The 22,772-nt window shown below is 34.5% G+C and carries 14 protein-coding genes; 8 read left to right on the top strand and 6 right to left on the bottom strand.

Annotated features, from left to right (window positions below; genetic code table 11):
* The first annotated feature begins 19 nt into the window (after nt 1-19).
* Genes ACECE_RS0215645 through ACECE_RS0215635 form a run of 3 tightly spaced genes read left to right on the top strand, consistent with a single transcriptional unit; the run spans nt 20 to nt 6,754 of the window.
* A complete protein-coding gene (locus tag ACECE_RS0215645; protein ID WP_010248932.1) occupies nt 20-5,164 on the top strand; it encodes a protein kinase domain-containing protein in 5,145 nt (1,714 codons plus the stop codon).
* 53 nt (nt 5,165-5,217) lie between these two features.
* Complete coding sequence (locus tag ACECE_RS29500) at nt 5,218-6,084, top strand: hypothetical protein (protein ID WP_010248930.1); 867 nt, start codon at nt 5,218-5,220, stop codon at nt 6,082-6,084.
* A 22-nt stretch (nt 6,085-6,106) separates the two neighbouring features.
* Nucleotides 6,107-6,754 carry a response regulator transcription factor gene (locus tag ACECE_RS0215635; protein WP_010248929.1) on the top strand — a complete coding sequence of 216 codons (648 nt, stop codon included), beginning with the start codon at nt 6,107-6,109 and terminating at the stop codon, nt 6,752-6,754.
* A gap of 163 nt (nt 6,755-6,917) precedes the next feature.
* On the opposite strand, the gene ACECE_RS0215630 is transcribed toward ACECE_RS0215635, so the two are convergent.
* On the bottom strand, nt 6,918-9,392 hold the full coding sequence (locus tag ACECE_RS0215630) for a cellulase family glycosylhydrolase (RefSeq protein WP_010248927.1): 2,475 nt from the start codon (nt 9,390-9,392) through the stop codon (nt 6,918-6,920).
* Nucleotides 9,393-9,586: 194 nt separating this feature from the next.
* On the opposite strand from ACECE_RS0215630, the gene sigI reads away from it, so the two are divergent.
* On the top strand, nt 9,587-10,339 hold the full coding sequence (gene sigI, locus ACECE_RS0215625; protein ID WP_010248925.1) for an RNA polymerase sigma-I factor: 753 nt from the start codon (nt 9,587-9,589) through the stop codon (nt 10,337-10,339).
* Nucleotides 10,336-11,856, top strand: coding sequence for an anti-sigma-I factor RsgI family protein (locus ACECE_RS0215620; RefSeq protein ID WP_010248923.1), 1,521 nt, complete (start codon nt 10,336-10,338; stop codon nt 11,854-11,856). The genes sigI and ACECE_RS0215620 overlap by 4 nt, the downstream gene beginning before the upstream one ends.
* Nucleotides 11,857-11,955: 99 nt before the next feature.
* On the opposite strand, the gene ACECE_RS0215615 is transcribed toward ACECE_RS0215620, so the two are convergent.
* Entirely contained in the window at nt 11,956-12,750 is a 795-nt protein-coding gene (locus ACECE_RS0215615; RefSeq protein ID WP_010248921.1) for a dockerin type I domain-containing protein, read from the bottom strand.
* 421 nt (nt 12,751-13,171) lie between these two features.
* Here ACECE_RS0215615 and ACECE_RS0215610 point away from each other — a divergent pair, with 421 nt between their 5' ends.
* Nucleotides 13,172-13,747, top strand: coding sequence for a helix-turn-helix domain-containing protein (locus ACECE_RS0215610; protein WP_010248919.1), 576 nt, complete (start codon nt 13,172-13,174; stop codon nt 13,745-13,747).
* 224 nt (nt 13,748-13,971) lie between these two features.
* Complete coding sequence (locus tag ACECE_RS29495) at nt 13,972-16,362, top strand: S-layer homology domain-containing protein (protein ID WP_010248916.1); 2,391 nt, start codon at nt 13,972-13,974, stop codon at nt 16,360-16,362.
* A 60-nt stretch (nt 16,363-16,422) separates the two neighbouring features.
* Here the strand turns inward: ACECE_RS29495 and ACECE_RS0215600 are convergent, their stop codons facing one another.
* The 4 genes from ACECE_RS0215600 to ACECE_RS0215585 all read right to left on the bottom strand — a co-directional run bounded on the left by ACECE_RS0215600 (nt 16,423) and on the right by ACECE_RS0215585 (nt 21,195).
* Complete coding sequence (locus ACECE_RS0215600) at nt 16,423-18,375, bottom strand: S16 family serine protease (protein WP_010248913.1); 1,953 nt, start codon at nt 18,373-18,375, stop codon at nt 16,423-16,425.
* Between the two features lie 38 nt (nt 18,376-18,413).
* Nucleotides 18,414-18,917, bottom strand: a complete 504-nt coding sequence (locus ACECE_RS0215595) for a hypothetical protein (RefSeq protein WP_010248911.1) — start codon at nt 18,915-18,917, stop codon at nt 18,414-18,416.
* A 17-nt stretch (nt 18,918-18,934) separates the two neighbouring features.
* Nucleotides 18,935-19,747, bottom strand: a complete 813-nt coding sequence (locus ACECE_RS0215590; protein WP_010248909.1) for a hypothetical protein — start codon at nt 19,745-19,747, stop codon at nt 18,935-18,937.
* 176 nt (nt 19,748-19,923) lie between these two features.
* Nucleotides 19,924-21,195, bottom strand: a complete 1,272-nt coding sequence (locus tag ACECE_RS0215585) for an amidohydrolase family protein (RefSeq protein WP_010248908.1) — start codon at nt 21,193-21,195, stop codon at nt 19,924-19,926.
* Nucleotides 21,196-21,421: 226 nt separating this feature from the next.
* Here ACECE_RS0215585 and ACECE_RS0215580 point away from each other — a divergent pair, with 226 nt between their 5' ends.
* On the top strand, nt 21,422-22,705 hold the full coding sequence (locus tag ACECE_RS0215580; RefSeq protein ID WP_010248905.1) for a homoserine dehydrogenase: 1,284 nt from the start codon (nt 21,422-21,424) through the stop codon (nt 22,703-22,705).
* Nucleotides 22,706-22,772: the final 67 nt, after the last annotated feature.

Below are 22,772 nucleotides of genomic sequence, written 5' to 3'. Positions count from 1 at the left end.
GTTTACTGGGGGAGATATTATGAGGCTGGAAGGTAAAATGGTTAATAACAGATACAAACTGTTGGGCATATTGGGAGAGGGGACTTCCAGCAGTGTTTTCAAGGCAAAAGATATCAAAAATGATGCCTTTGTTGCTGTAAAGATGATGAAGGGTAATGTAACTACAAAATATATAGATGACATCATAAGGTTTAAAAGAGAGGTTGATATAGTAAGTAAATTCAATCATCCTAATATTATCAAAGTAATTGACATGGGGGAGTATGAAAGTAGACCATTTCTGGTTACGGAGATTTTGGAAGGAGAGAGCCTTCAAGAAAGATTACGAAGAGCAAAAGGGATAAGTTTGAATGAGACACTTAATATAATGAGGCAGCTTGCAGATGCTTTATGCTACGTTCATAGAAAGTCTATAATCCATAGAGATATAAAGCCAGGTAATATATTCCTGGAAAACAGAAATGGCAAAACTAATGTGAAGATAATAGATTTTGGCGTTTCATATGTTCTTGAATTCGGTGAGTTAAACGTAAATGATGAAGTGGCTGGTACTTTTGGATATATGTCACCGGAGGCAACCGGAATATTAAACAGGCGGGTTGATGAGAGAAGTGATCTGTACTCCCTGGGTGTGGTGTTTTATACCCTTATTTCGGGGGAAACACCCTTTAAGGGTAAGGATATCAATAAAATTTTGCATCAGCAGGTAGCTTTCGAACCTACTGAGCTGCACAAGCTTGATAAAGGCATACCTATAATTATTAGTGAAATAATTAAAAAGCTTATGTTTAAGGATCCTGACCAGAGATATCAGAGTGCAGCGGGTCTGTTAAATGATATTGACAAGTATCTGGAAGGAAATTATGAATTTATACCGGGAAAGAGCGATATAAAGGTAAAGTTGACGTATAATGCAGGGGTTGTAGGAAGAGATAACGAGCTGAAGATAATAAAAGAAAATTTTCAGGCAGCTACGGATGGCAGTGGCAGCGTCATATTACTTGGCGGGGAAGCTGGTATTGGAAAGAGCAGTATAGTTGAAGAAATATCAAGATTTGTATTTGAACAAAAAGGTGTATTTTTCAAGGTTAGGTGCATTAACCATAATAATAAAGCCCCTTACCAGCTTTTCAAAGATTTAATTGAAGAGTATATAAGATATGTAGAAAAATCTGAACCGGCAAGGCAGAAGGCTGAGATGGAAAAACTGCTGGAAATGCCGGAAGGATTTAATGAAATCCTTGTTGGACTAAATCCGCATATAGAAAAATATCTTGGGGAATCAGGCAAGTTTTTTTCGCTCGAACCGGAGAGGGAAAGTCAGAGGCTTTTAATGGTTTTGACGAGGTTTTTTTTAAATCTTCCAGGAGATGACAGTGTAATGGTATTTTTTCTTGATGATCTTCATTGGGCAGATGAAAGCAGTCTTAATCTATTACATGAGATAATAAGCAGTATGTATAAACAACGTTTAATTATACTGGGGACTTACAGAGACAACGAAATACACCCTGAACATGGTTTGGAAGTTATAAAATCTCAAGCAAAGGCTAAAAACTATCCATTAACTGATATACAATTGAAACCGTTGAATGAGAAGGCATTGAATAGACTTATATCACGAATTCTTGGAGAAGAGGAAGAAAACGAAGTTGAACTGTCACAGTATATTTACAATAGGACAAAGGGCAATCCTTTTTTTACTGTTAATCTGCTTAGAGAACTTGTAGAAAATGAGGCCGTTTTGAACACTAACGGCTATTGGGAGATAGATAGGGAAAGGATTCAAAGCATATTAATATCAAACAATTTGATAGAGGTTATTTTAAAAAGAATAGATAATCTTTCGGATGAGCAGGTTGATTTGTTATGTAAGGCGGCTGTAATAGGACAGGAATTTGATATTTCATTTCTTTTTAAGTTGGTAAATATAAATATGGATAAGTATATCGACATGATAGATGCATTGATCTCGATGCAGTTCCTTGAAAACGGCAAGGAGAAAGGAACTGTATTGTTTTTGCACGATCGTATTAGGGAAGTGTTTTATCAAAAGCTTGACCCAAGTGAAAAAAATGCTACTCACCTTAAGGTAGCTAAAGTCATTGAGCAAGAAAGCATAGATGATATGGAAAAAGTACTGTTTGAATTGGTGCACCATTATGCAGAAGCAGGCGATGAGGAAAAATTGTTGTATTATATAATTCCTGCAGCGGATAAGGCAAAGCTTTCATATGCAAACGAGGTGGCTGCCAAGTATTATAATATTGCCTTAAACTTGATCGAGAAAAGATATGGGCAAAGTACATCCCAATGGCTTGGATGCTGCTCAAGCCTTGTAGATGTTTACCTTACTATGGGGAAGAATGATGAAGCCATTGAAATGCTCAAAAATGAGCTCTCCTTTATACCGGAGCCTATTAACAAGGCAAGAGTTTATAGGAAAATCGGAATTGCATGTTTTAAGAGGGGAGATTGGGATGGATGTGAAAAAAATCTTTCGATAGGCTTGAACCTTTTAGGAGAGAGGGTACCTCGAAAAAAGGCTGAATGGGGATTCAGACTGGCAGGTGAGCTGCTTATACACCTTTTTCATAGCTTAACAGTAAGCAATTATTTAGGAGGGGAACAATATACATATAAACAGGAAGATAGGGAGATTATCAGATCATATCTTACACTAAACTGGATGTACATTTTGAGTGATACAAACAAACTTGTGTGTAATATATTGAGAATGCTCAACCTATCCGAAACTAAACTTAAGGGAACTGAGGAACTTGGATTAAGTGCAAGCGCATATGCATCAGCCCTTATGACTATTCCGTTTTTTATGAGAGCTCAAAAATATCAAAGAAGAGCTCTTACATTAAGGGAGGATATTAAAGATGAATGGGGCGTTGCGCAGAGTCTTCAATACTTGGGTTTTAGCTATTCATGGATGGGAATGCACAGTGAAAGTATTAAGAAATTTGAAGCTGCCAAAGATGGGTTTGTAAAGATTGGGGATATGTGGGAGCTTGGAATGGTTTTAAGCGGACTTGGTTATGGTTACAGGTATACTTCCGATTATAAGAAAAGTATTCATTATAATGAGGAATATCTTGAATTAAGCACGAAGATAAAAAATACATATGGAATGATATCAGGATATATAGAACTGTCATTTTGCTATATTGAAAATGGAAACTTTGGTAAAGCAAACTCATATATAAATGAAGCATTGGGGCTATGTGATGAATATAAAAACAAATATTTACACTGTTGCATTTTGATATGCAAAGGTTATTTGGAACTCGAAGCAGGCAATGCAGAGAGTGCTATCAACTTTCTTGAGAAGGCAAAAAAAATAAATGAAGAGAATTCGTTTTTGAAAGATTATACAGTAAACATATATACATATTTGACAGAAGCTTACTTAAAGAAAATGGAGCAGCACAATAAGGCGCATACATTAACTTTGCCAGATAGAAAAAAGCTTTATATTCTATGCAAAATAGCATTGAAAAAGACAAAATCATGGCCAAATCACTATGGACCCGCTTTAAAAAATATGGCTAAGTATTTTACAATTGCAGGGCAGATAGAAAAAGCGAGAAAACTGCTTCTAAAAAGTATTTGGCATTCTAACAGGTTGGATAGAAAGTATGAATCTGCAAAAGCCCATTATGAATTGGGTAAACTGCTTACAACATGTAAATCTACTGAGGAAGCTAAGCGTAGTTTTAGAAATGCGTTGACCATTTTTGAAGAAATAGACTCAAAAGAATATATTAAAAAGTGTGTACTCATGCTTGATTCTAAAAATGAAGAATTTTCAACTCCCACTAATACGATATCAAGGTTTAATGCAGAAAGAAAGCTGTCTACCATACTAAATACCAGTAGGTATCTAAGCTCTATACTTGATCTCGATGAGCTCTTGGAAAAGATAATGGACAGTGTACTTGAACATGTAGGTGCGGAAAGAGGGGCTTTATTTTTATACCCTGAAGAACAGGAACGCAAGCTGGAGGTTTTTGTTTTAAGAAATGTTTCAAAAGCTGAAATTCACAGCGAAGGATTTAAAGGAAGCAGAAGCATAATTCGAAAGGTAGAAAATGAGAAAATACCTTTGATTGTTGCCGATGCAATGGTGGATGAAAGTTTTAAAATAGAGTCTAGTGTAGTTGTAAATAAGATACGATCGGTTATGTGTGCGCCAATAATGTCAAAGGGAAGTATGATAGGAGTTATTTATCTGGATAACAGCCTGGTAAGCGGACTGTTTTCCGATGATAACTTAAGTATTTTGAATCTGATTGCGGGCCAGGCAGGAGTATCTGTTGAAAATGCAAGGCTTTATCACAGGCTCAAACTGTATTCTGAGGAAATTGAAAGATCCAGTGATGAAATAAAAATGTGGAACAGGACGCTGGAAGATAGGGTGGCACAGAGGACTGAAGAACTTGAGAAACTTTATAGTGAGTATAAAAGTCTTGCCAATGAATTAAATGAAAAGAATATTGAACTTAAAAAAATGATTGAGAGACTTGAAGAACATGCAGAGACAGTTGAAGAACTTGCAGTTACCAAGGAGAGAAACCGCTTCGCTATGGACGTACATGATACTTTAGGTCATAGCATGGTGCTTTTGATAAAGCTTCTTGAGGTGACCAAAATGGAAATGAAGGACAATCCTCAAAAAGCGGAGGAAAGACTGGTGGATGCGATAAGTACTGCAAGGGAAGGAATGAAGGAACTGAAACGTTCAATTTATGGGCTTGTACCTGAGAAGCTGGAAGTAAACAAGTTTATTACAGCTTTAAAAAAGCTGATTGAAGATTTCAGCGTATCTGGAGTAAATATTGAACTGTCAGTAGATAAAATATACGATTATAGAAATCCTGCTTATTCCTACACATTGTTTAAAGCCTGCCAGGAGGCGTTGACAAACTCTGTAAGGCATGGAAAGGCTAAGAATATATCTGTTGATATGAGGTTTATCAATAATGCAATTAAGCTTACAATTTGTGATGATGGTGCTGGATGCTCTACTGTTAAGAAAGGTTTTGGTATGATGGGAATTGAGGAAAGAATAAATGAACTAAAAGGTAGTGTGAAGTATTTTTCAGAAAAGGATAAAGGGTTCAAATTAGATATTGAACTTCCTCTAGAAGTATAATATTATTTAATTGGTAAGATGTGGGTTAATACTATTAGGCTTGAGGTGAGGTTATGTTAAAAAGAATCTTTGGGTATGAAGTCGAACCGGGCGGTAAATTGGACATGCTTATCAAAAATGCTGCTTTTACATTTCTAAGATTTATTATATATGGAATGATAGGTGTTTTTGCAGAAGTAAGCCAGTATACTATCGTAAAAGTCGGAAGAATGATACCGATAGTTAAGCTCGTATTTCAAGCAGAATGGAAGGTTGACGACAAGCTGAACTTAAATGGAATATGGGACATTCCATGGTATACTTTTTATGGGCAGTGCTCTCTCTGGATGTTTCCGGTTTATGCCTTGTGCTCTGTTTTACTTCTTGAGCAAATCTATAACTTCTCAAAGAAACACAATATCTCTTGGGTGGTGCGGGGAATACTATATGCTTCAGCTATAACAATTTTTGAATTTGTTTCAGGGTTTATACTACTATGGATAACAGGGTATAAGATATGGTATTATTCTGACGCTGCAAATATTTTAAGTATGACGTCATTGTTTTTGTTTGCCACATGGTTTGTAACAGGTATGTTTGTAGAGTTTGTTTACATTGAATTAATGGAAAGCAGCTTGAGAAAAAATGCTGAGGAAATTGCAGAAATGGTTGCAATGAAGAAGTCACTAGAAAAGGATTTAAATATTAAAAACCTGGATATAAAAGATTTAAAAAATATTAAACAGTCAATTGTTGAAGAGCAAAAAATAAATGAGGTAAAAATGACAGAACTGGTTAAAAAGCAGCTAAATAAAAAGGGATTAATAAAAAATAAAATAGAGGAAATAGAGGGGATACAAGGAATACAGGATATAGGAGACCTAAAACATATAAAACATATAAAAGATATAAAAGATATAAAAGATATAAAGAGAAAATAGTAATTAAATTTGGGGGATTTTTATGATAAGGGTAGCAATCGTTGATGACCAAAAGCTTTTGAGCGAGAGCCTAAAAAGCATAATTGAAAATGACCATGATTTGAAGGTTATCGGGTGTGCTTCTAATGGCAGAGAGGCGCTTGAGATATGCTCAAGCAGCAAACCGGATATTGTTTTAATGGATATCAAAATGCCTGTTTGCGATGGTATTGAAGGAACCAGAATGATAAAGGAGAAATACCCTGAAATAAAAGTACTTATTCTGACTACATTTGAGGATGATCAGAATGTGTATGAGGCTCTAAAGAATGGTGCCGATGGATACATATTAAAAGACATAACTCCTGAGGAGTTGATTCAGGCTGTAAAAAATGCATCCAGAGGTTTCAGTATCTTCAGCAGGTCGCCTTTTGGCTCTGTTGTCAAGAAGATAAACGATGCTGATGAATCCGCTGAAAAGAACGATAATCCCATAAGTATTGACCTTAAAGAGCGTGAGGTAGAGATAATACGAATGATTGCTGAGGGAATGAGTAATAAGGAAATTGCATCGAAACTTTGTCTCAGTTTTGGAAGGACAAAGAATATTATATCTGAAATTTTAGCAAAATTGGATTTGAGTGATAGAAATCAATTGGCAAGCTTTGCTTTCAAAAATAAGCTGATTTGACTTGGTGAAGTTTAAGTATAACTCTAAGTTCGACTGCTGTTCTAGCTTTAATTAATAGGACTTAAAAAGCCTTCATGCTTTATTTGCGTGAAGGCTTTTATGTGGAACAATATATTTTTTCGAAAGCTTATGTCATGGCAACTGTATGTTATTAACAGTGATTTTACCAGCCAAGCTTGCTCTGTATTTCTTTTGTAAGCTGGTCTGCCATTATATTGTGAGTTTTAAGACTTGGATGCCAATCTTCACCGTATCCGTTACTTCCTCCATCTTGTTGAGGGAATTCAATAAAATATACTTTTGAATCTCCATTTGAAGTAAACGAACTTACAACCTCTTTAACATTAGTACGGCATGAATCCAAGCCTGTTCCCCAAAGCATAGGTCCAACAGCGCAGAATATATGTGCATTTGGATAGTTGGAACGGACTTTTGTAATTATGTTTTGATATGCTGTTACAAATTTTGTTTTATCAGGGGTTGAAGTTGAGTAATCGTTTGTACCAAGGTTGACAACGACTACCTGAGGTACATAGTTTTTAAAATCCCATTCAACATTGCTATATGGAAGTGTATACAGATATCGTTCACCCATAATAGGTCCTGCTTGACCGCCGTAATTCTGACAAGCTCCTATTCCTGACCAGGAAATGATATTTGAACTTGCATCCAAATTACGTGCTGTAATGGCTGCATAGCTCAAATAACTGTTCTCGTTTTTAGGGGTAAAATGCTCGGCGTTGCTTGTTCCTTCATTTCCGTAACCACATGTGATGGAGTCTCCAATAAATTCTATTTTCCTTTCCAAAGCATCCGGCGCAGCAAGGAGTTTTCCTGAACCGAAATTGAAGCCAAGGAACTGTGCTTCACCTTGTGAAGCTTCTGTTCTTTTCCACAAAACAAGCTTGTGTTGTCCTTCTGTAAGACCACTTGCAAGTTTAACTGTTGATGTAGTTGCGTTAACCTCAAAAGGAGTTTGAGCAACACCATCTACAAAAGCTTGGAAGAAGTTGTCTCCAGAAGATTTTATAGTAACACTTGCTTCTTTTCCATAAAAATTCAGTTCAGCATTAGATCCGGACCAAGCACAAATCGGTCCTGCTGGGTCTGAAGTGCTGAATCTTCCGTTATATAAAATGCTAGGATTACCGGAATTAGGTGTTGGAGATACAACGACAATTCCCTCAGCAGGGAATACTTTGATAATTCCCAATAAATATTGTCTCATATAAGCGAAGTCAAGAGAATTAACACTTCCGCTTCCGTCAACATCAGCAGCTGCTGATCCGTTAGCACCAGGGAATACCTTAATACTTCCCAATAAATATTGTCTTAAATAAGCAAAGTCAAGAGAATTAACACTTCCATTTCCATCAACATCACCATATGTAACAGGATATGAGGATGTTTTTGTTGGAGTGGCTGTAGGAGCTTTTGTAGGAGTAGATGTAGGAGTTGCTGTGTATGTAGATGTAGGTGTATTTGAAACTGTATATCCAGATCCCTTAACAAGTGCTTGAACAATTTCAGGGTAATACCATGTAAGGGAACTTCTGTTTAATAAAGCATATGAATTATCCTTACCTGGACCATAATATCCATTATCCCACCAACAAACAGGGATACCTCTTTTTGTTGCTTCTTGAGCATAATATTGTGCATGAGTTACTCTGGAAGATAAATTACTTTTATCAATTGAGCCAAACTCGCCAATAACTACAGCTCTTCCATTTTTAATGAATTTATTGTAAACAGCATCTAATTCATATGAAAGGGAAGATTTATCAGAGTCAGTTCCCCAAGTAGGTGTACTATTTGAAACCATAGCAAAGTAATATGGTGAGTACATATGTAAGGACACGATTATTTTGCTGTCATTATTTGGGATAACTAAGTCGTTTACTGCATCGGTTAATGAACATGCAGCATGTGTAGGCACCATTAAGAATCTCTTCTCATTATTTCCGCCAGTAGCTCTAATAGTGTTAACAGCAGCTAAACTCAAGCTGTTAATTACAGCGCGGTTTTCGGCTGTTCCACCTGTCCATTCAGCTGAACCTCCAACAACTCTAGGTTCATTCATTGCTTCAAAAATTAAATAGTCACTGTAATCTTTGAAACGAGTTGCAATTTGTTCCCAAAGTTTTGTAATCTGTGCTGTTGCTACCTCTTGGTTTGCATAAGTAGGTACGAGCCATGTATTCTCTTCATGATGAAGGTTAATAATAGCATACATATCATTGTCAAGAACATAATTTACTATTTCTTCTACTCTGCTCAGCCATGCTGAATCTATTGTATAGTTTGGAGCTGAGCCAAAATGGCCTGCCCAAGTTATAGGTATTCTCACAGTATTAAAACCAGCTTCCTTTACCTTATCAATCATTGCCTTGGTTGTTTTTGGATTTCCCCAACAGGTCTCTGTTGCTAATCCGCTTGCTGCACTATAATAAGCGTCCATTGTGTTACCTAAACTCCAACCAAGTCTCATATCTTTTGTAAGCTCTAATGCAGTAATGTCTCTCATGCCTGTTTTTGCAACGGATGCAAATACATTGACATTGCCGAAGAGTGAAACAATAAGTAAAACGAATGAAAATAAAAATGCTTGTCTCCTAATAAAATACTTTTTAAACATTATACAACCTCCAAACAAAAATTTAGAATACCCTTGAATCTTTTTTTAATAAATATTTTTAAACAACCCTCCTCTTATAAAATTCGTTAAGTATTTTTCCTTTAAGTAGGTGAGAAAGTATTTTAATTTTAATAACTTACCTATACAGAAAATTTAGTGTATTATCGAAATATATATAGGGGGAGGATATCAAATTGGCAAAATTAAGTATTTTTAAAATGCTGAAATCCGATTACGATTCTACAAATGACATAGTAAAGAGAATACAAAATGGAGATTGGTTTTTAAAAGAAGAATTTATAAGTGATTATACTCCTTTTATTTTAAAAACAGTTGCCAGAATAACCGGAAAATACGTTGATATTGAAAACAGTGAAGAATATAGTATAGCGCTTATGGCTTTTGATGAAGCTATAAATTGTTTTGATATAGGCAAAAACAAGAGCTTTTTAGGATTTAGCGACCTTGTTATAAATCGGAGAATCATAGACTATATAAGAAAAAATCGGAAAAATAAGAATGTGTTTCCTTTTACCTACTTCGAATGTGAGTCAAACGAGGACTTTAAAGAAAAGTATATGCCTGAATACTTTGTAGGAAGGTTTGATAATATTGAAATAAAGGAGGAAATTATTTTTTTTAAGGAAAAGCTGGCCACATTCGGAATAACCCTCGAAAATTTGGCGAAGAGTATACCAAAACATAAGGACTCCAAAAGACTATGCATCAGAATAGCAAAAATAATAGCTAACGATACTGAGCTATACTATAAATTAAATAAATCAAAGAATATACCAATGACTGATTTAATGAAATTGGTTGATGTACATCATGTAACAGTAGAAAGAAATAGAAAATTCATAATTGCCGTCAGTCTAATAATAAATAGCGGCCTTGATGTCATTAAGAGTTACCTTCAGTTAACAGAGGATGGTGGGGGAGTATGATTATTGGAACTGTAATGGAAGTATATAAAAATGAAGTTTTAGTTATGACTAGTGACTTTGATCTTGTACGTGTGAAAAAAAAGCCTGAAATTTTTCTAGGGCAGCAGGTTAGTTTTAGGAAAAGAGATGTGATAAGACCTGAAGTAAGAAAGATGAAGTTAATTGGGGTGGCGGCTGTTCTGCTGGTTGTTTTTATAGCGTCTTATATTATACAAAACACAAGGTTAAGTATGGTAAATGCCAGCTATGCTTTGGTTGATATGGACATCAATCCTAGTATTGAGTTTTTAATAGATGATGCAAATATTGTTCAAAAGGTCTTACCGTTAAATTCTGATGCCGAAAATTTGACCAAAGTTCTCTCGTTAAAAAAACTGCACATCAAAGAAGCGGTTGAAAAAGTAATTGATGAGTCTGAGGAAAAGGGTATCCTGAGTTCAAATAAAAACAATGTAATCATGCTTTCAGCATCCTTGAACCCAGAAAGCAGTGATTACAAGGATGGGAAAGAAAGAAATGAACTTAAGTTGAATCAATTATTGACCTCGCTAAAAGCTATCGATGATGTTGGATTTAATAAGGAATACACTTTAAATGTAGTCAAAGTTGAACCGGAAATGAAGAAACAGGCATTAAAAAATGGTTTATCGACAGGGCGGCAGCTAATATTTGAGAAAGCTCAAAGTGAAGGGATTAATTTGACCCTGGATGAAGCAAAAACATCGAGTTTATCGGCGCTTTTGGAAAAGATCGGAATGAACGGGCCAAATACTGTTAAAGAGCATTTGAGTTCACCGGCTGTGCAATCTACTGAAAAAGTGACATCAGCAGTTAAGTCAACTTCTGAAAAGGAAACAGCAACAACGCCTACACCTGCTCCTGTATCTGCGGGTATAGAGAATACTGATGCAAAAGCGCCTAGTGTATCCACGAATATAAGGCCTGCTAGTACAAAAATTCCAAATGTATCTACGGGTATTAGACCTGCGAATACAAAAATGCCCGGTGCATCTACAAGTAAAGGAGCTGCAGACGCCAAAATACCTGATTCATCTGCAGGTTCAATAAAGGTACAATATTATAATGCATCCAGGAAAGTAGATAATGTTTTTATTCAGGTTAATGATGTTTTTAATGTTGTTAACACCGGAAGTACAACAATAAACTTAAAGGATATAGCTATAAGATACTATTATACGATTGACGGTGAGAAAGGGCAGGCCTTAGGCTGCTGGGCTCAAGATGATAAATCGAACATTACTTACAGGTTTGTTAAAATGAGTAAACCTGTTGAAAAAGCTGATTATTACCTTGAAATAGGCTTTAAAAGCGGTCAACTGGACCCGGGAAAATCTACCGAAGTTGTTGTGTGGTTTCACAAAGAGGACTGGTCAATCTACAAGCAGGAGGATGATTATTCATACAATTCTCCCGATATAGGAGAATTGTACGATTGGAAATATGTAACAGGTTATATTTCTGGTGACTTAAAGTGGGGGATTGAACCAGGAAAGTAAGCCAGTCCTAATAGCAGAGAGAATTTTTTATTAAAATAAAATAGATGGTGCAGAGGCTGCACCATCTATTTTGCTTCTTAAAGTGGATTAATTCGGTTGTTATTTTTTTGAAATACCTGCAATAGCCCAACATGTCCATCTTCTATAGAAATCTTCTCTAGTTGATTCTCTTTTACCTCCATTCCATTGATCCGGATCCATATATAAAACTTTTTGAAGTTCGGGTGAATCGATATATCCATAAATAAGTACGCAATGTGCCATGGAAGTTGGAGGATCATTTTCTATAGTTGCCTTAATTGGTCGACCTGCATCAATTTCTTTTTTGAGATCATACCAGTCGAGGTTAATATCAACAAGATGTCCAGAAATACCATTGAATTCTAAAGAAATTAGATCCTCTATATCCTCTACTGGACGATTAAGATTATAATAACTTAGTGGCTGATCATTGGGTATTTTTAAAGTATTCCTTACAATGGATTCTTGACTAGGCATTGAGTCTGTATAATAAGCTATTATTGCTTGTGTTGTGGCAGCCCAGCACCAACAATTTGTTTCTTGTATACAAAGAGGCACATCTAATGTTTTTCTAACATATGGAAGAGAGGCAATTTCTTTTAAAAGATATTTACGTAGTAAAGTAAAGTCCGCAGAATCAATTTTACCATCCAGGTTAACATCAGCAGCTTGTGGGTTTGGTAAACTAGATATATTTCTTATTAGATATGACCTAAGCTTTGTATAGTCAGCAGAATCTACTTTACTATCAGCAGTTACATCACCATACAAAATTGAATCTTCTGCCATAACATTTACTTGTGGTGTTAGTAGTGATAAACATAATGTTGGTAAAACCATAAACCTTAATAAACGATTCTTAAAATGTTTCATAATAAATTCCTCCCCGTAATTATCTTGATAGATTTACTATACAATAAAACAATTTTTATTACTTAAATTTTAATTAAATATTTAAGTCTAATTTATGTTGATAACCTGATGAATAGCAGGTTCGTGTTTGTTGAAATTTATTTTTTTATTGAAATTTATTATTCTATAAATTAATAAGCCAATAATGAATCGTAAATGAAAATACATTAAAAGCACTGGTAAAAGAATTCAAGAATAACTAAAGCATTAATTTTTAATAAAAACAATTATTATATCTCAAACCCTTTAAAGCATCTCAAGCAATTTAAAAATAATTTTAAGTATGAGACTATGCTAAAATTCAAAATTAAAATAAAGGGGAGGACAAGATTCATAAATTTTTGAAAGCAAATTTTAAATATATAACAGGAGGTAATTAAAAATGATAAGGAAAACAAATCGATTTAGCTTTTTGCTTGAAAAAATAAAACAGGACTTAAACTATAGAGATATTGATTTGGCGGAATGCTTAAACGTTACTCCTGCAACAATTAGTAATTGGGTAAATTCTAACGGGCTGCCTAGGGGAAAGAATATTAATAAGATATCAAAAATATTGTGCAGGGAGCTGGAAATGAGAAATATTCTAAGTGCCGATTATTGTAATGGATGTATTAAAGGATTGGTTGATAATTACGGTTTGACAGACGACCAAATTCAAAAAATTAAACAATTGATTGAAAAAATGAGATTTAAAGATGCTATTAGTAATATTTTTTCTTCAACTTTTGAGGAGGATATTAAAGAAAAAGGATCAAAGAATATTTGTGAAAGTGAAAAAGGCAGCTATCCTAAGGTAAATGATTATTGTGCAAATGTAGTTATAGAATATAGTAAAGATAATATTGAGACGTTGGCTGGATTCATAGTAAATGCAATATTGCAAAGTAGCCAATTTGTCAAGGAAGAGAATTATATCAAAACTGAACAGAAGTTATATATAAAATATGTAATGTAAAATTTCTGCCACTAAAAAAGTCTTACTGCAATTAACCCTATTTACTTAATGTAATTGCTGTCAGCTTACAGAGTGTTGAAATTAACATAAAGAAATAATATAATGAAAATAAAATTTCAATAATTAGAAATACTTGGTTACCTTAAATTGATAAAACTTATTATGATAACAATACAGTTTTAATGTGATATTTAGGATAACTTAGGTGATGGGGGAGAGCATTAATGAAATTCTTATCAAGGGTTAGAAAGTTTCTGTCTGTTCTTTTATGCATATTAGTAGTACTTCAGACAACAATGTGTTTCCAAAGTGCAGGAAAAGTTGATAGTATTGAGAATGTTGTTTTTTCAGATTCAGAAAGTGACACGCCAATCCCGCAGACTTCAGTAATAAGTGGCGACGTAAATGAAGATTTGTATGTTCGGGCTAATGATTATGCAATGCTGAAAGACTATCTTATTGGAGAAATAGATTTATCAGCGAAAGGTTTGCTCGCTGCAGATGTAAACAAAGATGGATTAGTGGATTCAATAGATTATTATTATATAAAGAAACATATGATTGGAGAAGTTGGTGAATTTCCGGTAGAGCAAGAGCCTATTGATGAGGAAGTTAATGTATCTATAGCCTCTTCTGTTTACGGACGAAATGGCGATATTGTAATTATACCAATACAATTTCAAAAAGGAGAAGTACCTTCAGAGGGGATAAGTACTTTTGGTTTTTCATTAAGCTATGACAGTAATGTATTTGATTTGGTAAGTGTTAATAAAACTATTGATGTGTTCTATAATAATAAAAACAATGGATACATAAATTTTTTATGTGATAAAATTATTGACGCAGATTTTATAGAAAAAAATGATGGGGTAGTTTTAAATATAGAATTTAGGATAAAGGATGACGCACCTCTTGGAACTTATAAAATAGAGGCAGAATCTTTAGGGATGGGTTCTTTTGATAGTGATAGTGAATATATAAATAGAATTAATGATGTGTACACTAGTGGAGAAATAACAATATCACCAATGATACTTGGAGATATTAATGCTGATACACTTGTCAAAATGAATGAAGCAGCAATGCTACGAGATTACATTAATAGGGATATTCCATCTTTGCCATTAAAAAGCAGTTCAATTGCTGCGGATGTTGACAAAAATGGATTTGTTGATGTTATAGATCTAGGCTACATTATTAAATATGTACAAGGGTACATTGAAGATTTTCCAACAGAATCAAATGAAGGTGGCATTAGCGAGACGGTCAATGTATCTATTGGATCTGGTTCCGGGCAAAAAGGTGATGTGGTAAAAATACCTGTACGATTTTTAAAAGAACCCCCAAATTTGGAAGTGCCTTCAAATGGAATAAGTTACTTTGGATTTGTTTTGCGTTATGATAGCAATTTGTTTGAAGAAGCAAGTTTCCTGCAAACAGATATAGTTGTTGCTAACTCTGACGAGTCCGGTTATTATAGTTTTATAGGTACTAAACAAATAAATAAGAATTTTATAGAAGATGGTGGTGTGATTACAGAAATAGGATTCAGGATAAAAGAAGATGTACCTCCTGGAACTTACGAGATAAAAGCAGAATCTTTAGGAATGGGTTCTTTTGATGGAGAATTTATAAATAGAATAACTGATGTATTTAGCATTGGAAAAATTACTGTTTGTTCACCAACATCAACACCAGCATCAACACCAACATCAACACCAACATCAACACCAACATCAACACCAACATCAACACCAACATCAACACCAACATCAACACCAACATCAACACCAACATCAACATCAACACCAACATCAACACCAACATCAACACCAACGCCAACACCAACACCAACATCAACACCAACATCAACACCGACACCAACTCCAGCGATTAAATACCCATCAAGGGATAACCCTATTGTTGATGGAAATGAAATTGTAGTTGCGACCACAATTGTTCCGACAAATACATTGGCTGTAATTACCCCAACGCCAACTCCTATAGAAGTACTAGAACCGACACCTGAGATACCTAACGCTAGATTTGTTGACATAAAAGGGCATTGGGCAGAGGCAGATGTAATTAAGTTATGTGAAAAAGGATATATTAATGGCTATGAAGATGGTACCATTAGGCCTGATAATACTATAACGCGAAAGGAAGCTGCAATAATCTTAACAAAGCTTTTGAATGTTGAACCAGCCAAAAATCCAGAATTATGTTTCAATGATAAAGATGAAATACCTAAGTGGGCAAAGCCTTATGTAGGTGTTGTATTTGATTTTGGAATAATGGTAGGCGTTAAGGAAGATAATACATTCAGGGGAAATGCAAACCTTACAAGGACGCAAGCAGCAATAGTGCTTGTTAAAACAATGGATCGCTTAAATGGTGTAGTAGGAGATGATGTAGGAAGTTTTATACCTCGAAATATTAATAAATATAAGGATTTTAACAAGGTAGCTAAATGGGCAATTGGACCTTTGGATAGAGCAATTGACAAGAAATTAATCAGGGGCTACGAAGATGAGACTATAAGACCGGATAATAGTATCACACGTGCTGAATTTTTTTCCATGTGTGTTAGAATAATGGATTTGCAGAAGAAGTAAACAATTGCTTTTAATTTGTTTCTCATGCCTAGCACCCGGCAGCTTTTTAGCCGGTGCTTTTTATGGAGAAACAATTACGTCATTGAGTAGTATTCTTCCTCTGTCAATGGCAGAATCAGCATTATCAGTTCCTAATGTTCCAATAAAAACTTCAATGGCAGTAATTTTGTTTATTTCTAAATCTTCTATGACTTTTTGGAACCACTTGTTTTCTTTTGAAATATTTTCTGTACTTCCAAGAGGGAATTGTCTAGTCTTATTGTTGCATTGTATTTTTATTAGTACATAGTCTTGTGAGGTAATTTCAGAGGAGCATCTATAACTAAATTTAAGCTTCTTATAGCCAACAGGTAAGTTTCTGAAAACATCCGTTTCTGTTATTACCCTTACACGACCACTTCCTTTTATGTCGTAATTGATTGCTAAGGAATTACGATCTTCATCATTACTGATATCAACACTGGAATATTCACATTTACTTTTCCAATTGGCAGTATCCATCACTTCTTCTATTTGTATAGGCATTAGCACGGGCACTGGTGTATTTGCCAATATACCCTTATTGCTTGGCTTGGAAGTAGTTGTTGGAGCTTCAATAATATTTGAACCCTCAGTAATTGATGGTGTGGTTTTAGTGGCTACTATAGGGGGAGTTAACAGTGTGCTGGAAAGCTGTGGGAGATTTGTAGGCTGCGGTGTAGGTAATAGAGAATTAACCGCTGTAGGTTTTTCAGGTGTATAATTGGAAAGCGGTTTTGGAGTTTCTGTTGTAGTGTGGTTAAGATTTTTTGTTGGTGTGGGCTCATATATTGGTCCTATTACATTTGGACTGTGTGGCGAATTTTTAAAATTTGCAGCATAAGCATAACACGAAAAAATAATAAGTGCGGTAGCCCCTGCTGCAATAAGTAACTTCTTTTTGTTTTTAAAAAAAGATGTAACGGATAGCTCATTCGCTTTTTCTCTTTGATTAAGGGGATTAAGCTGTGATGACCCTTTTTCAGACAATAAAGAAATATCTGAGTTCTTAAGAATAAATCCCCCTGTATTCTTACATGGGAAGTCATTGATACTGCACTCATCTTCACAAAATTCCAATAGATCTGAGGTGCATTTTTTCAAGTTGTCAATAGCTGTAAAATTTATCTTTATAAGAGTAGAATTGTTTTTTAAAACATGTAAAGTTTCCTTTTTTAAATTTAAAGTTAATATAAACTTTTTGTGGATTTTTTCCTGAGAAATAAATTCTAGATATTTACTGTCTTTGATTACAGCACCTTCAAGAATATTCGCAAGTTTTAGCTTTGATGAATCATACATTAATATCAGATTGAAACTTGAAAACTCGATTTTGGACTCATTACTCAATGAAATATCAAAGCTAACGTATTTTTCATTATTTGTTACAGTATTTATTGTCAGTGAAGTATATGGAAATATTCCTATTTCGCAAAAAGCCTGTTTAAGGTTTGAAACATGTTTTAGAGATATGCCGCTGTCTTTAATGGAATTATCTAATTCAATATCCGATTCCCTAAGAAGTGATAATTCAGCATAATTTTCGCTTGGATAAAGTAACAAGCTGACATTTTCTTTTATTGCTGCAATAATCTTCTCTTTCAAGTGTTTTACTTTTGTAACGTTACCATGATTATCCAATTCGCCTGTTGCTGCAATTTTTTCGGGTATATCAAAAGAAGTATCAATTATATTACGAGATTTAAGGGCAACTGCGAATGCCACAGCATATGCCAAACCTGCACTACTTCCGTCGACTTGTTGTTTGAAGTCTTTAGGAGTAATGGATATAGGTGCTTTTTGAATATACTTCTCTATCTCTCCCGAGAATATTATTTCATAAGCACATTCGATCCCGTTTTTGGCAGACTCCCTAACCTTTGGTGAATGAAAACTTTGCATGTATAATTCCAAAAGTTTGTTTGAAGCAGCATTTAAAAAATGTATTGTTACTAATTCAGAAGATTCATTATCAAATAGGGCATATACGTACATTTTATACCTCACTTAAGCATAGGAGCAGTTTTTAAGTATTAGTTATTAGTTATTATAATATTTCTAAGATTAATATTGGAGTCAACCTCAAAACAAACCTGATTTTCATCACTAATTTGCTGAATACCTATCAAAACAGAGCCTGTAGAATCTATTAAGTCTACTCTTATTGATCCTTGTATACTAACATTTGCCAGTTCAATAGCAAGCAGTGCCTTATGACTTTCATCAATGTAGGGAATTAGTTTAAGAATATACTTCCCATCCTTTGATTTGATTTCTGAAGTTACTGTATCATTATAACCTTCGGCAACAGCAACTGTAAAGCTATCAGCATTTGAATTTGACCAAAGCTCCTTTTGTACAGCAGCAGATAGTGTTATTTGCTCTATAAACTCTTCATAGTAAGAATAATTTATTAGACACTCTGTGCAATGTGAAAAATGTTCTTCGATCTCGTTGAGTTCATTCTCTTCAAGCTCCATAGTGTAGTATTTTTTGATTACGGAAGGTTCAGGGCAAGTTTTTTTAGTAATATTCATTTATAATCCACCTCCTATTATGCTTTTATGTAATATCGCTGGTCTTTTAAAAAAGCGACCGTTTTTCTTATGAGAGTTTTTTTGACCCTTTCGCACCATACTGATACCATATGAGCCCGCTTTGGATGTTCTTTTGCTCCAAAGTAGTCTTCTAGTTTTGTTGAACCGATTCTGGTATTCAAAATATGCTTGGTAATCTGTAAAAAGCTTTCATTATCACTTCCATATTGTTGGATGCAATCATTTAATGTTGAATTTAGTGATTTTCGCAGCGGCAGAAACATGTAGTCAATAAAAAGCTTATGTATTCCTGATTCTTCTGAGTATTCTTTTTTTAATAAATCCAGTGCTTCATCTAATTGTGAAGTGCTCAGCTCATTTGCTATCCTTATTGAGGGCCATTCCGTTAAAAGATATTTAAAACAATAGCATAGCACTCTGTTTGGATATCCTGCTTCAGATACCAAAGTCCTTAGTGAGGCTGTAGAAAATTCCAAATTAAAAAAAAGCTGCTCGGGAAAATGTATTTTATAATGCTCAAACTCTGCTTTTTTATAAAAAGGATTAAAATTATATATAAGTTCAATATATAGCTTGTAGAATATATCACTCCTATTTTTCAATTCATCTAATAAAAAAATATGAGCTTGGTATCTAAGCCATAGATCTAAGTTACCAGGAGGAAAATCGGGTATTACAAAAGAACATTTCTCAAATTTAATATATAATAATTCTGCATTCAGATCTTCTAAACGAAAAATCCTTGCGTTGAAATAGCCTATAATCCTATTCCTATACTGAGGAAAGTCGGAGATTTTTTTATAATTCAATGATAGAGCCCCCTTTCAAATGTATTATGTAGATGTTTCTCACTAATTATATACCATAATTAAAACACTGTCTCAAGCTATGAAAAGTTTTTTGTTTGAGGAATTTTCAGCAGTCTTAAACATAATTATTATGTTTTAATGCGTTTTCATATCCTCACTTTTACACTGTTGAATCCTTAGGAAAAGAGAAATTGTTCAGGATTTGTTGAGCAAAAAAGGTTTTTCTCATTTGAATCAAAGTATGAAGTTGAGACAAATATATTATAAAATTCGCAATATGAGCCTATTTTAAGTAGATTAATCATGAAGTCTGAGCCAAATAACAATCTTTCCTTTAACTTATTTATATGAGAGGGCTCTTTGAGATTCTCCAATACACTCTTCAGGTTTTTATAGAAATCATCGGTAATTGCTCTATACGAAATATCGCTATAGACATTATCATATTTTAAAATAAGCTCAATGACTCCTTTTTGCCATTGGACAGAGTTGTCCTGTTTCCCTAAGTGGGCAAGGTTCAATTTCAATTTATTATATTTATTCAATACCTTGTCCCATTTTGCAGGTGTGGTAAAGTTCTCTGATTCCTCCTGACTAACTATAGAAAATCCTTCGTCACTACAGTGAGAAGTGATTGGTATGTTCTTCTCCATACATCGGCTGTAAATCAGCTCAACTTTTTCAAGCTCTTTACTGTCATTTGGCCAGGGGTCAAAGCCCATAAGCGGATAAACTTTTATTCCAGCGAAAGTGTTGCTCCGTACATTATGCATATCGCCGTCAAAAACTCCCATGTTGGATAACAGGGTTTCATGACTTCCATTATAGTCACTGAAATACATATCCAACATGTGCTCAATTTCAGTTAATTCATAATTCTTTGGATTGATTCCCATAAACGGATATATTTCAAATAGTTTGTTTGTAGATTGTTCATTATAGTTTTTTATTCCATTCAAAACATCAATCGTTTGTTCAACAACAGGTTTTTTTACAGGTGTCCTATTATAGTGAAGGTCTCTGTATGATGCAGTTTTGCTTCCAAAGTCCATAATTAACGGCGTAAGAATCACCTTGTCATATTCTTTATCATCAATAATGATTTTCCCATTTTTCATAACATGATTTAAAATACACTCTTCCATAAGCATAAACAAGCTTGCAGCATCGTTTTCCATTGCAGCGAGAAGATTTCTTGGGTAGGCTGTAACATCTCCAAGGCCTGCTTTGCTTAAAAGTGCCATCAAGTTTTCCTTATTGAGTTTTTTGAAGAATAGGAAATTAAATAATGCATAATTAACTCCAAGTAAAGTTTTAAGCCTGTTTTTTTTCAGGAATTTGTCAGCATCTTGAAAAAGTGGATCTTCAAAACGTTTTATAAACGCAAGAAAATTCGGATGGCTCATATTTATTGCATGACAATGGATATCATAAAAGTATTTTCCCATGTTATTTCTCCTTGTAACATTTATATGTTTGACATGCCACTTTTGTGGTTAAATTTAAACTTTTTGCCAACATCTATTATATCATCTACTTGCTAAATAAAGGTAGGAAATTGTATAATTAAACGAATATCTAAAACTTTAGCCTTCGGATTAGAGAGGAATAAAGTTGGGTAAATATAATAAAGCACACTATTAATTTACCATTAATTATTGGGAGGCGTTATTGATGTTTGAAGTCAAGGTAGGATTCCTGGGTTTTGGAAACGTGGGAACCGGTGCATATAGAATAATCAGGGATAATGGAAGTTCAATTACCAAAAGTGAGGGAATTAATTTAAAAGTAGAAAAAATACTTGTACGTAATTCCAAGAAGAAAAGGGAGGTCGAAATAGATCAATCCTTAATAACTGATAATATAGATGATATTATAAATAATCCGGACATCTCAATAGTGGCGGAATTTATGGGTGGGGTAGAGCCTGCTAAGCAATATATCCTGTCTTGTCTTAAAAATAAAAAGACGGTTGTTACAGCTAATAAGGAGTTAATTGCAAGACATTGGCCGGAACTTCAGAAGGCGGCAGAAGAAAATGGAGTAGGTTTATACTATGAGGCTAGTGTTGCAGGTGGTATCCCTGTAATAAAGGTGATTGGTGAGTCGCTCCAGGCAAATAACATAAAAGAAATTATGGGAATAATTAATGGTACGACAAATTATATATTTACCAAAATGTCTGAGGAAGGCCGGGATTTTGGAGATGTACTTAAAGAGGCCCAGGAATTGGGGTATGCTGAGCCAGACCCTACATCAGATATTGAGGGATTTGATGCAATGTACAAATTGTCCATAATGGCATCAATGGCATTTCATTCTAGGGTAAGTATTGATAATATTTATAGAGAGGGTATAACAAAAATATCTGTAGACGATATAGTATATGGAAGAGAATTAGGTTATACAATCAAGCTTTTGGGAATTGCGAAGAGAACCAATGACAAGGTAGAAGTTCGGGTCCATCCTACTTTCATACCTTTAGACCATCCATTGGCTTCAATTCGGGATTCATTCAATGCTGTTTTTATAAAGGGAGACGCTGTCGGCAATATAATGCTATATGGAAGAGGTGCAGGTGACCTGCCAACCGGAAGTGCTATTGTGTCGGACATAATAACAGCATGGAAAAACAGGGATAGGCATACTGGTATTAATTTTTATAATGATGGAGACGGTAAACCAAACTATAGCTTTAACAACGACTGGGAAACAGAATTCTTTATAAGGCTTACAGTGAAGGACAAGCCCGGAGTTCTTGCAAAAATTGCCGGATTGTTTGGAAAATATGATGTGAGTATTGCATCGGTTATACAAAAGGATAGGCTAAAGGGTGTAGCTCCTCTGATTTTTGTAACACATCCTGCAAAGGAACAATCGGTTATGAAGGCTATTGCTGATATAGAATGTGAAAGTGATGTTATTAAGGTTGAAAATGTTATACGTGTAGAGCGATAAATGTTGCCATCAAAGTGTCAGAGCATTTAACTTAGCTGGTTTTTGATATTTGCTTTGTCAATTACTT

The sequence above is a fragment of the Acetivibrio cellulolyticus CD2 genome (genome assembly GCF_000179595.2).
Taxonomy (GTDB): Bacteria; Bacillota; Clostridia; order Acetivibrionales; family Acetivibrionaceae; genus Acetivibrio; species Acetivibrio cellulolyticus.
The sequence above is the reverse complement of the archived record's forward strand: the minus strand, read 5'-3'. Positions and strand labels throughout refer to the sequence as shown.